Source organism: Jannaschia sp. M317, assembly GCF_025141175.1.
In the GTDB taxonomy this organism is placed as follows: Bacteria; Pseudomonadota; Alphaproteobacteria; order Rhodobacterales; family Rhodobacteraceae; genus Jannaschia.
Genome location: NZ_CP081155.1, coordinates 3,449,102 through 3,463,853, shown reverse-complemented (window position 1 = coordinate 3,463,853; position 14,752 = coordinate 3,449,102). Strand labels below are relative to the sequence as shown.

At 67.5% G+C, this 14,752-nt stretch carries 15 protein-coding genes; 6 read left to right on the top strand and 9 right to left on the bottom strand.

The genetic code is table 11. From position 1 onward, the window contains the following. Positions 1-46: 46 nt before the first annotated feature. The 3 genes from hisG to hisS are packed head-to-tail and all read right to left on the bottom strand — an operon-like array spanning position 47 to position 3,296. Entirely contained in the window at positions 47-730 is a 684-nt protein-coding gene (gene hisG / locus K3551_RS17710; RefSeq protein WP_259916360.1) for an ATP phosphoribosyltransferase, read from the bottom strand. Next, positions 730-1,818 carry an ATP phosphoribosyltransferase regulatory subunit gene (locus tag K3551_RS17705; protein WP_259916357.1) on the bottom strand — a complete coding sequence of 363 codons (1,089 nt, stop codon included), beginning with the start codon at positions 1,816-1,818 and terminating at the stop codon, positions 730-732. Before K3551_RS17705 ends, hisG begins: the two co-directional genes overlap by 1 nt. Further along, a complete protein-coding gene (gene hisS, locus K3551_RS17700; protein WP_259916355.1) occupies positions 1,815-3,296 on the bottom strand; it encodes a histidine--tRNA ligase in 1,482 nt (493 codons plus the stop codon). Before hisS ends, K3551_RS17705 begins: the two co-directional genes overlap by 4 nt. A 70-nt stretch (positions 3,297-3,366) precedes the next feature. On the opposite strand from hisS, the gene K3551_RS17695 reads away from it, so the two are divergent. Continuing rightward, positions 3,367-3,561 (top strand): SlyX family protein, encoded by a 195-nt coding sequence (locus K3551_RS17695; RefSeq protein WP_259916353.1) that lies wholly within the window; start codon positions 3,367-3,369, stop codon positions 3,559-3,561. Positions 3,562-3,649: 88 nt separating this feature from the next. Here the strand turns inward: K3551_RS17695 and denD are convergent, their stop codons facing one another. The 3 genes from denD to nth form a co-directional block, all read right to left on the bottom strand. Next, positions 3,650-4,621, bottom strand: coding sequence for a D-erythronate dehydrogenase (gene denD, locus K3551_RS17690; protein WP_259916351.1), 972 nt, complete (start codon positions 4,619-4,621; stop codon positions 3,650-3,652). 192 nt (positions 4,622-4,813) lie between these two features. Next, positions 4,814-5,794: an adenosine kinase gene (locus K3551_RS17685; protein ID WP_259916349.1), complete on the bottom strand. Its 981-nt coding sequence runs from the start codon at positions 5,792-5,794 to the stop codon at positions 4,814-4,816. Positions 5,795-5,906: 112 nt separating this feature from the next. Continuing rightward, a complete protein-coding gene (gene nth, locus K3551_RS17680) occupies positions 5,907-6,551 on the bottom strand; it encodes an endonuclease III (RefSeq protein WP_259916348.1) in 645 nt (214 codons plus the stop codon). Between the two features lie 108 nt (positions 6,552-6,659). Here nth and K3551_RS17675 point away from each other — a divergent pair, with 108 nt between their 5' ends. Then, entirely contained in the window at positions 6,660-7,526 is an 867-nt protein-coding gene (locus K3551_RS17675; protein WP_259916345.1) for a bifunctional helix-turn-helix domain-containing protein/methylated-DNA--[protein]-cysteine S-methyltransferase, read from the top strand. Positions 7,527-7,694: 168 nt separating this feature from the next. Further along, positions 7,695-8,345 carry an OmpA family protein gene (locus K3551_RS17670; RefSeq protein ID WP_259916342.1) on the top strand — a complete coding sequence of 217 codons (651 nt, stop codon included), beginning with the start codon at positions 7,695-7,697 and terminating at the stop codon, positions 8,343-8,345. 45 nt (positions 8,346-8,390) lie between these two features. Here the strand turns inward: K3551_RS17670 and K3551_RS17665 are convergent, their stop codons facing one another. Further along, a complete protein-coding gene (locus K3551_RS17665; RefSeq protein WP_259916339.1) occupies positions 8,391-9,362 on the bottom strand; it encodes a pyridoxal-phosphate dependent enzyme in 972 nt (323 codons plus the stop codon). Positions 9,363-9,496: 134 nt separating this feature from the next. Here K3551_RS17665 and K3551_RS17660 point away from each other — a divergent pair, with 134 nt between their 5' ends. From K3551_RS17660 to K3551_RS17650, 3 genes are all read left to right on the top strand, one after another. Beyond that, complete coding sequence (locus tag K3551_RS17660) at positions 9,497-10,264, top strand: FadR/GntR family transcriptional regulator (RefSeq protein ID WP_259916337.1); 768 nt, start codon at positions 9,497-9,499, stop codon at positions 10,262-10,264. Between the two features lie 42 nt (positions 10,265-10,306). After that, positions 10,307-11,368 carry a ribosome small subunit-dependent GTPase A gene (gene rsgA, locus K3551_RS17655; protein WP_259916335.1) on the top strand — a complete coding sequence of 354 codons (1,062 nt, stop codon included), beginning with the start codon at positions 10,307-10,309 and terminating at the stop codon, positions 11,366-11,368. Between the two features lie 84 nt (positions 11,369-11,452). Further along, positions 11,453-11,929 carry a DUF2867 domain-containing protein gene (locus K3551_RS17650; protein WP_259916334.1) on the top strand — a complete coding sequence of 159 codons (477 nt, stop codon included), beginning with the start codon at positions 11,453-11,455 and terminating at the stop codon, positions 11,927-11,929. Here the strand turns inward: K3551_RS17650 and K3551_RS17645 are convergent. Both K3551_RS17645 and ptsP read right to left on the bottom strand, forming a co-directional pair. After that, positions 11,852-12,277, bottom strand: a complete 426-nt coding sequence (locus K3551_RS17645; protein WP_259916332.1) for a DUF1330 domain-containing protein — start codon at positions 12,275-12,277, stop codon at positions 11,852-11,854. The two genes, K3551_RS17650 and K3551_RS17645, sit on opposite strands and share 78 nt — an antisense overlap. Before the next feature lie 62 nt (positions 12,278-12,339). Next, entirely contained in the window at positions 12,340-14,571 is a 2,232-nt protein-coding gene (gene ptsP, locus K3551_RS17640) for a phosphoenolpyruvate--protein phosphotransferase (protein ID WP_259916330.1), read from the bottom strand. Positions 14,572-14,752: the final 181 nt, after the last annotated feature.

Below are 14,752 nucleotides of genomic sequence, written 5' to 3'. Positions count from 1 at the left end.
GGATTTGACCGGAGCATCCGAACGCTCTGATCCGCGGTCGCGAACCTCAGGTCAGTTGCTGCATCAGGCGCGCCATTTCCGCGCGCGCCGCGTCGGACCAGGTGGCCTTGCGCGCGCGAAACAGCGTTGCCTGGCTGGCGTGGATCAGCCCATCGTCCAGCACCTTCAGGTGATTGGCCCGCAACGTTTCCCCCGTCGACGTGATGTCGGCGATGGCCTCGGCGGTGCCGTTCTTTACGGTGCCTTCGGTCGCGCCCTGGCTATCGACCAGCTGATAGTCCGCCACGCCCTTTTCGCGCAGGAAATCGCGGACAAGGCGGTGGTATTTGGTGGCGATCCGCAGCCGGTGACCGTGGGTCGCCCGGAACTGGGCGGCAGCCGCGTCCAGATCGTCGAGGCTATCGACATCGACCCAGACCTTCGGCACCGCCAGGATCAGGTCCGCATGGCCAAACCCCATCGGGGCCACGGCCTCGACCTGTTGGTCCCAACCGACCAGTTTCTCCTGCACGAGGTCGCTGCCGGTGACGCCCAGATGGATGCGCCCCGCCGCCAGTTCGCGCGGAATCTCCGAGGCCGACAGCAGGACGAGGCCGACCTCCGCCCCGTCGACGTGACCCGCATATTCGCGTTCCGACCCGCTGCGCGACAGCGTCAGACCGCGCTTGCCGAACCAGTCGAAGGTCTTTTCCATTAGCCGTCCCTTGGACGGTACGCCAAGCAGAATCATCACAGCGCCTCCAACAGGCCGGGCCGGATCACGCCGCCCACGGCAGGGATGGATCGTCCCCGACCCAGCACCGACGTCAGCGCATCATAGCGCCCGCCAGTCGCCAGCGGCGGTTGGCCTGGGCGCCCCCGTGCGGACAGGGTAAAGACGAACCCGTCGTAGTATTCCATGGCCGTCCGACCACGAGCCGGCGCAAACGGCAAGGTATCGGGCGTCAGGCCGCGACGGGCCATCGCCTCGGCGCGGGCCTCCAGCCGGTCGGCGGCCGGGGTCAGGGCGGGCAGATCGACCGCCAGGTCGCGCAGCGGCGACAGCGCGGCGGTCATCGTCCCTTCCATGGTCAGGATCGTATTGATCACCTCGGCCTCGGCGGGGTGCAGGGCTGCGTCCGCGGCGTCCTGCGACAGCGCCTGTAGGCGTGCCGCGATCTCGCCCGTGTCGCGCAGGCCGACATGGGTGCCGGCAGAGGCGATCAGCGTTTCGGGCCCATCCACGGCGAGCCGCGCAAGCAGGGTTGCGCGTTTTGCCGGGGTTTCCAACTTGCCGGTGAAGCGGTCCATCAACCGGCGGAAGCGGGCGGGCCGCCACAGGTGCCGGCGCAGCGCCGCGCGACGGCGCGGGCTGGTGCTGAGCCCTTCGACGGCGGCGATCAGGATACCCAGGTCGCCGGTCGCGGGCACGGGGCTCCAGGGGGCCAGAACCTCGGTCATCCGGGCAAAAACCTCCGCATCGGCATCCGCCGGGCGGTCGCGGTCGAAAACCTCGTAGCCGACCTGCAGGTATTCGCGGGCACGGGTGGGGTCGTCTTCCTGGCGGCGAAACACCTCGCCCATGTAGGCATAGCGCGCGGGTTCGGCACCGCCGTCCATATGGGCCTGAACGACGGGCACGGTGAAATCCGGGCGCAGCATCATTTCACCCGCCGCCGGGTCGGTGGTGGTGAAGGCGCGGGCGCGGATGTCTTCGCCGTAGAGGTCCAGCAGCGTGCCCGCCGGTTGCAGGATCGGTGTCTCGACGGTGGCGGCGCCGGCGGCCTGCAACTGCGCCAGCAGGCCTGCGGCACGGGTCCGGTCGCTGGCGGTGATCATGACAACAACCTTTGCAGGAAGGGCACCAGATCGGCCAAGGGGACCTCGGTCTGAGAGGGGTTCTCTTTCCACTCCTCCAGGCTGGCCTCTGCCGCCAGTTTCGCCCCGAGCACCAGATCCTTGACCTGCACGACACCGCGCGCGGCTTCGTCCGTGCCCTGGATGATCGCCGCCGGCGACGCCCGCTTGTCGGCGTATTTCAACTGGTTGCCGAAGTTCTTGGGGTTGCCCAGATAGACCTCGGCCCGGATGTCGGCCTGGCGCAGGGTCGCGACGATCGACTGGTAGTCGGCCATGCGGTCGCGGTCCATGACGGTGACGATGACCGGGCCGGGTGCCGCCTTGTCGATCCGGCCCTTGGCGGTCAGTGCGGCCAGCAGCCGGTCCACCCCGATGGAGACACCGGTGGCAGGCACCGCCTGCCCGGTGAAGCGCGTCACCAGATCGTCGTAGCGCCCGCCCCCCGCGACGGAGCCGAACTGACGCGGGCGGCCCTTTTCGTCGGTGATCTCGAAAGTCAGCTCGGCCTCGTAGACGGGGCCGGTGTAATAACCCAGGCCGCGCACGACGCTGGGGTCGATGACGATGCGGTCGGGGCCGTAGCCCTGAGCGTCCAGCAGGGCCGCGATCTGTTCGAGTTCGGCGACGCCGTCGGCACCGGTCGCGCTGTCTCCGACGATCTCGCGCAGGCGGGCCAGCGTGTCGGCCCCGGTGTCGCGGCGGGCGTCCATGAAGGCCATGACAGTCTCGACCTGCGCAGCAGCCAAACCCGCCCCGTCGGTGAAATCCCCGCTGTCGTCCTTGCGGCCTTCGCCCAGCAGGGCGCGCACGCCGTCCGGCCCCAGCCGGTCCAGCTTGTCGATGGCGCGCAGCACGATGCCGCGTTCGCGGGCGTGGGCGTCCGGGTCGGCGGGGTCGAGCACGCCCGCCACCTCCATCACGCCGTTCAGGACCTTGCGGTCGTTGATCCGCACCACGTAATCGCCGCGCGCGATTCCGACCTTTTCCAGAACATCCGACAGCATGGCGCAGATTTCCGCGTCGGCGACGACCGAGGCCGTGCCCACCGTATCCGCATCACACTGATAAAACTGCCGGAACCGCCCCGGCCCCGGCTTTTCGTTGCGCCAGACCGGCCCCATCGCATAGCGGCGATAGGGGGTCGGCAGGTCGTTGCGGTGCTGGGCATAGACCCGCGCCAGCGGGGCGGTCAGGTCATAGCGCAGCGCCAGCCAGTCGGTGTCTTCTTCCCAGGCGAAGACACCTTCGTTGGGGCGATCCACGTCGGGCAGGAACTTGCCCAGAGCCTCGACCGTCTCCACCGCCGAGGATTCCAGTGCCTCGAACCCATAGAGATGGTAGACATGGGCGATCTGGTCGAGCATGGCCTTGCGCTGGGTGACCTCAGCGCCGAAATAGTCGCGGAAGCCCTTGGGCGTCTGTGCGCTGGGGCGGCGGATTTTCTGCTTCTTGGCCATGGTTCGCCCTCCTTTCGTCGCGCGTCCAATACGGGCCGCGCCCCCGTGCCGCAACCAAGGATCGCGTCTCATGCAGCAACTGGAAGAACGCATCGCCCACCTGACCCGCGCGGTCGAGGACCTGTCCGATGTCGTGGCCCGACAATCGGACGAGATCGCCCTGCTGGAACGTCGCGTGCGCATGTTGATGGAACGGGCCGCCGAGGCCGAGCTGGATGCCGGCGGCACCGCGGCCCTGGCCGATCAGCGCCCGCCGCACTGGTAGGACGCGCGGCCCCGACCGCTGCGCGGGGTTCGGGCCGGGCACCGCCGCGCGGCGCGGACGGCGGGACGAGGAGCCCGCAGGGCTGGGATCAGCCGATCTGACCGTCGAGTTCATCTTCGATATGGACGCGAATGATGGTGTCCATGTTCGGCTCCGCCTTGAACCCCAAGGCACGGGCCCGCACCGGATCGAAGGCCTGCGGCCAGCCCGCGACGATCGCGGCCACCGCCGGGTCCGCGACCCGGTCGATGCGCGCCGCCGCCTCGGTGCCCGCGACCCGAGCCAGCGCCGCGATCTCGTCGCCCACCGTGGCATCGACGCCGGGCAGGTTCAGCGCGCGGTCCTGGCCCAGACCGGAGGTATCGAGTTCCGCCGCGTGGATCAGGAACCCGACGGCGGCGCGCGGCGAGGCAAACCAGTGCCGCGTATCCTCCGACACCGGCAGCGTCGCGCGCTGACCCGCAAGCGGTTCCCGCAGGATGGAGGAATAGAAGCCCGACGCCGCCGCGTTGGGCTTGCCCGGGCGAATGCAGATCGTCGGCAGCCGAAGGGAGATGCCATCGAGCAATCCCTTGCGGCTGAGGTCATTGATCAGCAGCTCTCCCATCAGCTTTTGCGTGCCATAGGACGTCAGCGGCTTTGGTTGCACGTCGTCACCGATGACCTGCGGCAGGGGGACGCCAAAGACGGCAATGGATGAGGTGAAGACCAGGCGCGGCGCATAGTCGTCCTGCGCGGCAATCGCCTCGCACAGGGATATCGTTCCCTGCAGATTGACCGCATAGCCCTTGGCCGTATCCGCCTCGGCCTCGCCCGATACGATTGCGGCCAGGTGAAAGATCACGTCCGGCCGCGCCTCTGTCAGCGCGGGAGCCGCGGCCGGGTCGCTCAGGTCCGCGGCCAAGGCCGCCCCCGGAATGCCGTCGGGCAGTACGGGGGCCACGACATCCACCAGCGTCATCGCGGAGATCGGCTCTCCGCGCAGAGTGCCGCGCGCCACCAACGCCTCGGTGAGTTTGCGCCCGATCATGCCGGCTGCGCCGGTGATGAGAATATGCATGGTCCGTCCTCCTGTCCCGGGGGCAAACTAGGCGCGACGCGGCCCCGGGACCAGATGCGACAATCGACCGGCCTGGCGATATTTATCCAACCTGGTCCTCGTCTCGGCAAAAATGCTCATCTGACCGCACCACACCCAGGGCCGGGACGCCCCCATCGGTGGACACCTTTTCGCAGAACAGTTCACACCGGATCAGAGCAACCCCTCGGCCCGGAACAGTGCGGCGACGTCTTCGGCGGGACGGGGGCCCATGTGGCCGATGACTTCGCGGGCGCAGACGACACCCATGCGGGCCGAGGTCTCCAGATCGCGGCCCGAGGCCAGGCCGTACAGGAACCCGGCGGCAAATTGGTCGCCCGCGCCTGTTGCGTCCACCACCTTGGCGGGCGTGACCGGTGCCGTGGCGCGGGTGCTGCCAGAGCGGACCCAGACATCCTCGCCCGAGCGGGTGCAGGCCACGACCTCGCAGACGTCGGCGGCCATGCCGACCGCGCGGTCCAGGTCGTCCGTTTCATAAAGCGTCATCCATTCGGCGGCGTTGCCGATGGCGATGTCCATGTCCTCGGCGATCAGGCGCTGGAAATCGGCGCGGTGACGCTCGGCACAGAACGGGTCGGAAATGGTGATGGCAGAGCGTCCGCCCGCCGTCTTCATCCTGGTCGCCGCCTCGGAGAAGGCCGTCTTGCCGTCGTCCTTGTCGAAAAGATACCCTTCGAGGAACAGGATGCCGCCGCCGTCGAAGACGTCCGGCACGTCCGCAGATGCGATGTCGGCACCCGCCCCGAGATAGGTGTTCATCGACCGCTCCCCATCGGGTGTCACGAAGATCATGGAGCGGGAGGTCGGTAGATCCACATCCTTGGGTGCGTTTGGGAAGGCGGTGCCGGATGCCTGCATCGTCTGGGCATAGAACCGGCCCAGGGCATCGTCCTTGACCTTGCCGATGAACGCCGTCGACAGCCCCAGCGCGCCGATCCCCGCCAGCGTGTTCGCGACGGAGCCGCCCGGCGCCTCGACCCGTTCGGACATCGCCGCATAAAGCAGCTCGGCGCGGTCACGCTCGATCAGCTGCATGATGCCTTTCTCGATTCCCATCTGGTCGAGGAACGTGTCGGAGCAGGGGGAAATCACATCGACGATCGCGTTGCCGATGCCGATCACATCATGGGTCATGTCGGGTCCTTTCTGGGTCTCGGCCCGCTGGCGCGGGCCGATCCGCCGGGGGCTCTGCCCCCGGACCCCCGGAGTATTTGCGCCGAGAAGAAACAGGGGGGTGGGTTTGTCGTCAGGGGGTCTTGTCTTCGAACTGGCAGAGGTCTGCAATCAGGCAGGCACCGCATTTCGGTTTGCGGGCCACGCAGGTGTAGCGGCCGTGCAGGATCAGCCAATGGTGCGCGTGGCGTTGGTATTCGGCGGGAATGTTGTCCTCAATGGCGCGTTCGACGGCATCGACGTCCTTGCCGGGCGCGATACCGGCGCGGTTTCCGACGCGGAAGATATGGGTGTCGACCGCCTGCGCGGGGTGACCCCACCACATGTTGAGCACCACATTGGCCGTCTTGCGCCCAACGCCGGGCAGGGATTGCAGGGCGGCGCGGCTTGACGGGACCTCTCCGCCGTAGTCATCCACGAGGATCTGGCTGAGCTTGATGACGTTCTTGGCCTTGTTGCGGTACAGGCCGATGGTGCGGATGTGTTCGGTCACCGCCTCCAGCCCCAGATCGAGCATCTTTTGTGGCGTGTCGGCCTGCGCGAAAAGCCCGCGCGTGGCCTTGTTTACGCCCGCATCCGTCGCCTGTGCCGACAGGGCCACTGCGACGACCAGGGTGTAGGCGTTCACATGCTCCAACTCGCCCTTGGGTTCCGGCTCGGCGGCCTGGAAACGGGCGAAGATTTCGCGCATCGCGGCATAGGGGAGTTGTTTGGCCATGGGCCCTTTTGGCGCGGGGCGGGGACCGGTGCAACGCCGATGGCGCAGGTTTCGGGTCGCGAGGGCCTGAGCGGCGGCCTATCCATGGGGGCAAGACGGAGAGATGTGATGACCGACCAGAGCCATCTGCCTGGCCCCGATACGCCCGAAGGCAGCTACCACTATGCGGTGATGCGCCGCGCCATCGAACTGATTGATGCCCGCGCGGATGCGCCGCCCTCGCTGGAGGATCTGGCCGCCGAGATGCGCATGTCCCCCGCCCATTTCCAGCGTGTCTTCAGCGCCTGGGCCGGGGTCAGTCCCAAGCGGTTTCAGCAGTATCTGGCGCTGGGCCACGCCAAGGCCCTTCTGAAGGAGCGGTTCACCCTGCTGGACACGGCCGCCAGCGCCGGTCTGTCGGGCACGGGGCGGTTGCATGACCTGTTTCTGCGCTGGGAATCGATGTCGCCGGGGGACTACGCGCGCGGTGGGGCGGGCCTGTCGATCCGCTATGGCTGGGGCGACAGCCCATTCGGCGAAATACTGGTGATGGCAACCGATCGCGGCATCTGCGGCCTGGCCTTTGTGGCAGAGACGGGGCGCGCGGCCGCTTTGACGGACATGGCGGCCCGCTGGCCGGAGGCCGATCTGCGCGAGGATGGCGCCGCCATCGGCCCGCTGGTGGCCGATCTGTTCCGGGGGGCGGGTGCCGCGCGACTGCATCTGATCGGCGCCCCCTTTCAGATCAAGGTCTGGGAAGCCTTGATGACCATCCCGACCGGCCATGTCACCACCTATTCGGAGATCGCCGCGCGCATCGGCAGCCCCCGTGCCGTGCGGGCCGTGGGAACCGCCGTCGGGCGCAATCCGGTCAGTTGGCTGATCCCCTGCCACCGGGCGTTGCGCAAGTCGGGCGGGCTGGGCGGGTATCACTGGGGCCTGCCGGTCAAGCGCGCCATGCTGGCCTGGGAAAGCAGCCGCGCCGAAGCCCTGTAAAGAGGGGACATCCCCTGCGTTCGCCGCGATTGTTATTGCCTAGCGGGCAGGCCGGGCGCATCTGCCGGCGGAGCGTCGCGCATTCCAGGGCGGGTCATCGGCGGGTATGGAACCCAAGCCGCCCCGATGCGTTAACAGACGCGCACATCCATGCACGGAAAGACTGACATGACCTTCTTCAAGACCCCCCTGATGCTGGCCGCCGCCTCGGCCCTCGCCCTTGCGGGCTGCGTCGATGCCACAACTGGCGAGCCGAACCGCACCCGGAACGGTGCGCTGATCGGGGCCGGTGTCGGGGCCGCCGCGGGGGCCATCCTGGGCGACGGCAGCCGCGCCGATGAAATCGCGGCGGGTGCCGTCGTGGGCGGCCTGCTGGGCGGGGCCATCGGTGCCAACCTGGACCGCCAGGCCGCTGACCTGCGCGCCCAGCTGGGCGACGACCGGATCACCATCGTCAACACCGGCGACCAGCTGATCGTGACGATGCCGCAGGACATCCTGTTCTCGACCGACAGCGCAAACCTGCGCGCCGATCTGCAGGGCGACATCCGCGCGCTGGGCCGCAACCTGCTGCAGTATCCGAACACAACCGTCCAGGTGATCGGTCACACCGACAGCGAAGGCTCCGCCGCCTACAACCAGGACCTGTCGGAGCGGCGCGCCCGCGCCGTGTCGGGCATCCTGCTGGAAACCGGCGTTCCGGGGAACCGGATCGTGTCGATAGGTCGCGGCGAGGCGCAGCCGATTGCCACCAACAACACCCCGGCCGGGCGTCAACAGAACCGCCGGGTGGAAATCGTGATTACGCCCATCCGCTAAGGTCCGGACCTGACGATCACAAGGCGCGCCTTCGGGCGCGCCTTTTTATGCGCAGACGGTGCCTTCCGACAGGATGACCAGCGCCGGGCCTGCGTTGTCGCGCAGCATCGCGGCCAGTCCGGCGCATCCGGACGGCGTGCTGGCATGGCCCAGATCGGACGCGGTGTTCATCGCCATCTCGGCGGCGCTGTCCGAGACGGTGACAAAGCGGTCGACGGTCTGTGTCAGAACCTCCAGCGCCAGCAGGGACGGGGCCTTGCAGTCAAGCCGCCCCATGATCGACTCCGGTCCTGAAACGGTCACCGGGTGCCCCGCCGCGTGGCTGGCCGCAAGGCAGGGCGCGGCGTCGGGTTCGACCACCACGATTTCCGGTTGAACCGGCCAGCGGTTGCGAATGACATAGGCCAGGGCGGCGGCCAGCCCGCCGACCCCGGCCTGCAGGTAGACATGGGCGGGCCAGGTCCGGGCGTCGGTGAACTGCTGGCGCAGCTCTTCGCCCATGACGGTATATCCCTCCATCACCAGACGCGGCGGTTCGGTATAGCCGGGCCAGGATCCGTCAGCCAGGTGGATCGCACCAGTCGCCTTGGCATCGGCCACGGCGGCGGTGACGCTCTGGTCATACGTGGCCCCGGAACGGACGACCCGCGCCCCCTTGGCGCGCAGCCGGTCCGCAAAGGCCTCGTCCACGGTTTCGGCCAGGTGGACGCGGGCGCGGGCCCCGAACAGCCGCGCACCGGCGGCCACGGACAGGCCATGGTTGCCCGCACTGGCGCAGGTGAAGGTGACGTCGTGGCGGTCACCGGGGGAGGGCATCCGACCCAGGCGCGCCTGCAGCAGGCGCGCCACGGCATAAACGCCCCCCAAAGCCTTGAAAGACCCCAGGCCCATGCGCGCGCTTTCATCCTTCAGCCAGACGTCGCGGTCCTTGGTCCGGTGCCGATGCAGCGGGGTCCGGACATGCACCGGGCAATCGCGCAGCACTGCGACAGGGCGGTCGAGGTCGAAAAGGGTCACGGAAACCTCCGGTCAAGGCGTCAACGGAGCCTAGCGTAAACCCGCCTTTCGCGCGAAGCACCTTGTCGCGGCCCGGATGCTTGCGCTAACAAGATGTGGTCAGATAATTTGACCAATAATAGGGAAACGCGCCAATGCCGTTCCAGATGATCGAAGCGGAAAAGCTGGCCTCGGCGGTGGTGCGTCAGATCGAGAACCTGATCCTGCGCGGCATCCTGCGTCCCGGCGACCGCCTGCCGTCCGAGCGGGAGCTGGCCGAACGGCTCGGCGTCTCGCGCCCCTCGCTGCGCGAAGCAGTGGCTGAATTGCAGAGCCGGGGCCTGTTGTCCACCCGTGCCGGGTCCGGGATCTTTGTCGCCGATGTTCTGGGCTCGGCTTTCTCGCCCGCGCTGATCCGCCTGTTTTCCACGCAGGAGGATGCGCTGGACGACTACATCGCCTTCCGCCGCGACATGGAGGGGCTGGCCGCCGCCCGCGCCGCGCGCAAGGGATCGGACACCGATCTGGCACTGGTCGACACGATCTTTCGCAAGATGGAGGTCGCCCATACCAAGCGCGATCCCTCGGAGGAGGCCTCGCTCGATGCGGATTTCCACATGGCGATCATCGAGGCCAGCCATAACGTCATCATGTTGCACATGATGCGCTCGATGATGGATCTGCTGCGCGAAGGCGTGTTCTACAACCGGTCGATCATGTTCAAACAGCGCACGACGCGCGATGCGCTGCTGGACCAGCACCGCGCCATCAATGATGCCCTGCAGGCACGCGACTCGGACGGGTCGCAGGCGGCCGTGAACGCGCATCTGTCCTTTGTGCGCCGCTGCCTCGCCGATCAGCGAGAGGCGGACAAGCACGAGGGGGTGGCCCGCCTGCGTCTGCAAAAAGAGGTCGGCAGCTGAACGGCCCTTGCCTTTCGCTCTGCGTATGCGATGCCCTTGGGTATGGTTCGCGACTATAGCCAGTTTCTACCGGGTGCCGCCGAAACCCCGCGCCGCGTCCCGCGTCTGACCGCGCTGGGCTGGGGGCCGCATTTCGCGCAGCAGGTTGATACCGATGAGATGGAGGCGACGCCGCCGGGCCGGGTGACACGTGTGGACCGTTCCGGCCTGACCGTGGCATTGGCCGACGGCAGCCGCGTTCTGCCGCCGGACGCCGAGGTGACGGTGGGCGATTGGCTGATGCTGGACGAGGCGGGGATGGTCCGCCGACTGGACCGCCGCAGTCTGATTCAGCGCCGCGCACCGGGCCGCGACGTCCAGATCCAGTTGATCGCGGCCAATATCGACACCAGTTTCATCGTCACGTCCTGCAACAAGGATTTCAACCTGGCCCGGTTGGAACGCTATCTCGCCCTGGCCTTCGACGCGGGCACCGAACCGGTGATCCTGCTGACCAAGCCCGACCTGTGCGACGACCCCGGCCCCTATGTGGCCGAGGCAGAGGCGATTTCGGATCAGGTGCCGGTTCTGTGCATCAACGCCAAGGGCGGGGATGTGCGCGACCGGCTGAGCGCCTGGGGCCGTCCGGGGCGAACGGTCGCGTTCCTGGGGACGTCGGGTGTGGGCAAGTCGACCCTTCTCAACGCGCTGCACGGCGCGGAAGTGGCAAAAACCGGTGGCATCCGAGAGGATGACGCACGGGGCCGTCACACGACCACGCGGCGCGAATTGTCGGTTGTTCCGGGCGATTTCGCGGTGCTCGATACGCCCGGTATGCGGGAGCTGCAGCTGACCGATGCCGCCGATGGCATCCGCGACGTCTATGCGGACATCGAAGAGTTGGCGTTGAACTGCCGCTTTTCCGACTGCGCCCACGACAGGGAACCGGGCTGTGCCGTCCGCGAGGCGGTGGAGGTGGGACGCATTGATGCCGGTCGCCTGGATCGCTGGCGCAAGCTGGCCGCCGAAGAGGCGCATAATTCGGCCGATCTGGCCGAACGGCGTCGCCGCGACAAGGCGTTCGGCAAGATGGTCAACAAGGCCGTCCGCGCCAAGAAACGCTGACCCGCCCGAAAAGGGGGGCGCGACCCAACGTAGCGGCCCGCCGATCCGGCTTGCGCCGATCCCCCCCATCGGCAGAGCGTCGGCGTGTCACAATTTGAAGGCTCTCCGATGTCCGTCTCGACCACTGCACTGCCCGCTGGCAGCCGTCTCGCGCTGCTTCGCAAACCTGGCGATTTCCTCGACTGCTACGCGGTTCCCTCGAACCTGGACCCGCGCCGCGCCGCCGAGATCATCGTGACCTTTCCGGGCTGGGCGCGCCTGCTGCTGGAGCTTCGCCGCATCGTCACGGCACCTTTCGGCCTGTCACAGGACGGGCCAGACGCGGCGGACAAGTTGGGCCCGTTCCCCGTCGAACATGCGGATGCAGAAGAGATCGTCGCCGGGTTCGACGACAGGCATCTGAACTTTCGCGTCTCTGTCCTGTCACGCGAAGGCCGGGTTCATCTGGCGACCTGGGTCGATCCGCACAACTGGGGCGGGCGGCTATACCTGACCCTGATCCTGCCCTTTCACATCGCCATCGCCCGCAATGCCCTGGCCCGTGTCGCCCGCGCCGGCTGAGGGGGGCTTGGCGCGGGACGTCGGTTCGGGTGTGGGGGGCTTTGGGGGGGACGGGGCCTCTGGCACGCCCTCTACCGATACCAACCGCGCAGAGCTGCTGCCGTCGCGGATCGCCTTGAGGCTCTGATAGGTTTCACCGGTATAGAAGTCCTGCCATGCGGCCATGGTCGGGAATTCGATCAGCACCAGGCGGCGCGGCATCCAGGCACCTTCGTGGACATGATGGTCGCCGCCGCGCACCAGATAGCGGCCTCCGGCTGCCTCCAGCGCGGGCTTCACACCTTCCATGAACTCCGCGTATTGCGCGCGGTCCCGGATATCGACGTCGAAGATCACATATGCGGCCATGGCGGCTCCCCCTCCTGGGGCAGACTGGGGCGCGGGGCGGCATCTGGCAAGCCTTGCGTGGCTCAGCGGGTGCGGAGGTACTCCATCACGGCGGGGCGCACGCTTTGTTCGCCCGAGTCGCGGGCGGTGGCGATGACGTCGCGCACCTCCGACAGGTTGGACCGCAGCAAGATGTGCTTGACCGGCCCAATCGACGCGGGCCGCATCGACAGCGACCGCAGGCCCATGGCGGCAAAGCACAGCGCCTCGACCGGGCGTCCGGCATCTTCGCCGCAGAAGCTGACGGGGGTGCCGGTCTCGGCGCAGCGGGCGACGATCTGTTCGATCAGCGACAGGAAACTGACATTCAACGTGTCGTAGCGCCGCCGCACCCGTTCGTTTTCGCGGTCGGCGGCAAAGAAGAACTGCTTGAGGTCGTTGCCCCCGATAGAGATGAAATCCGCCTCTTCGAAGAACTTGCGCGGGGCGAAGGCCATCGACGGCGTCTCCAGCATGGCCCCCACCTCCAGCTTGCTGGGTAGCGGGTGGCCGAGCGATGTCTCTCGGTGGATTTCGCGCAGCAGGTGGCCGCGTGCGGCCAGGAATTCCTCCAACTGGGCAATGAAGGGGAACATGATGCGCAGGGGCGCGCCATTCACGGCGCGGAGCAAAGCCTGCAGCTGCATCCGCATCACGCCCTTCTTGTCGAGCCCGACGCGAATGGCGCGCCATCCCATCGCGGGGTTCGGCTCTTCCTGTGCCTTCATGTAGGGCAGCACCTTGTCCGACCCGATGTCGAGCGTGCGGAAGGTCACCGGCTTGCCCTGCGCCGCCTTGGTCACCCGAGCATAGAGCGAGGCCAGCTCGCCCCGGCGCGGCACCTTGTTGCGGGTCAGGAACTGCAATTCGGTGCGGAACAGGCCCACGCCTTCGGCCCCCGACGACAGCAGGGACGGCAGGTCCGCCATCAGGCCCGCGTTCATCATCAATTCGATCCGGTGGCCGTCGGCGGAAAAACACGCCCGGTCGCGGATCGAGGCGTAGCGGGTTTGCGCCTCGGCCTGCATGGCCAGCTTGTCGGAAAAGGCGGCACGGACCGCGTCGTCGGGGCGCAGATGGACAATGCCCTGGTCACCGTCGACCAGGATCGGATCGCCCGACAGCGCCTCGGAGGTGATGCCCTGCGCCTGCAGAACCAGCGGGATCGCCCAGGCGCGGGCGACGATGGCGGCGTGGCTGCCGACGGCGCCGTCCTCCAGCACCACACCGCGCAGCCGGCGACCGTATTCCAGCAATTCGCCCGGCCCGATATTGCGGGCGACCAGAACCGCGCCGTCCGGCAACTCCGAACTGTCGCGCCCCTGACCGGTCAGCATCCGCAGCAGGCGGTTCGACAAGTCGTCCAGATCGGCCAGCCGGTCGCGCAGATAGGGGTCGGCCCCGGACATGCGGGCGCGCGCAGCGGTCTGTTCCTTTTCGACGGCGGCTTCGGCGGTCAGGCCCGCGTCGATGTCCGCCTCCATCCGGCGCAGCCAGCTGCGGGAATAGGCGAACATGCGAAAGGCTTCGATCACCTCGGTCTGTTCGCTGTCGCCCGAGGCGGCCGACAACATCTGATCGACCGACACGCGCAGCGCGTCGATGGCTGTGGTCAGGCGGGTCCTTTCGTGGTCGGGATCATCGCTGACCGGATTGGTGATCACGACGCGCGGATCGTGCAGATGGACGATACCCTCGGCGGATCCTTCCTGCCCGGTCACGCCGCGGACCATCACCTGTTGCTTGTGCCGGGGTTTCAGCGCCTCTCCTTCGCCGACGAAGGCACCCAGCTCTGTCATTTCGGCCAGGACCATGGCGACCACTTCGAGGGCATAGACCTCGTCATCGGAATAGACGCGCGCGTCCTTGGACTGCACCACCAGAACGCCCAGCCGTTCGCCCAGACGCTGTACCGGCACACCGAGGAACGAGGAAAACACCTCTTCCCCGGTTTCGGGCATATATCGGAACCCCTTGGTCGACGGCGCATCGGGCGTGTTGACCGCCCGGCGATATTTGGCCACGTGGCCTACCAGACCCTCGCCCATGCGCATCCGGGTGACGTGCACCGCTTCGGCGTTCAGGCCATAGGTCGCGCAAAGTTCCAGAACGCTTTCGTCGCGATGCAGATAGATCGAGCAGACCTCGGTCCCCATCGAGATCGCGACCAGATCAACGATCCGGTTCAGCCGCTCCTGTCCCTCCGCGGCTTCGGCCATAACGGCCTGAAGCCTTCGCAGCAACTTTCGGCTTTCGCTGTCCTTCGGCGCTGGCATCCGACTCTCCCTGTCGGGGTCCGGGTATAGGCGGTGTTTGTGACAATGGGGAGGGGCGAAGCCCTAGTAATCGTGGATATGTTCCAGCCCGACGCCGTTTGTCGCCACACGATCCGGCACTGCTGCAAGATCGGGCACCTTGACCATACGCAGATCGGGCGGGTCGGTCGCCCCCTGCGCG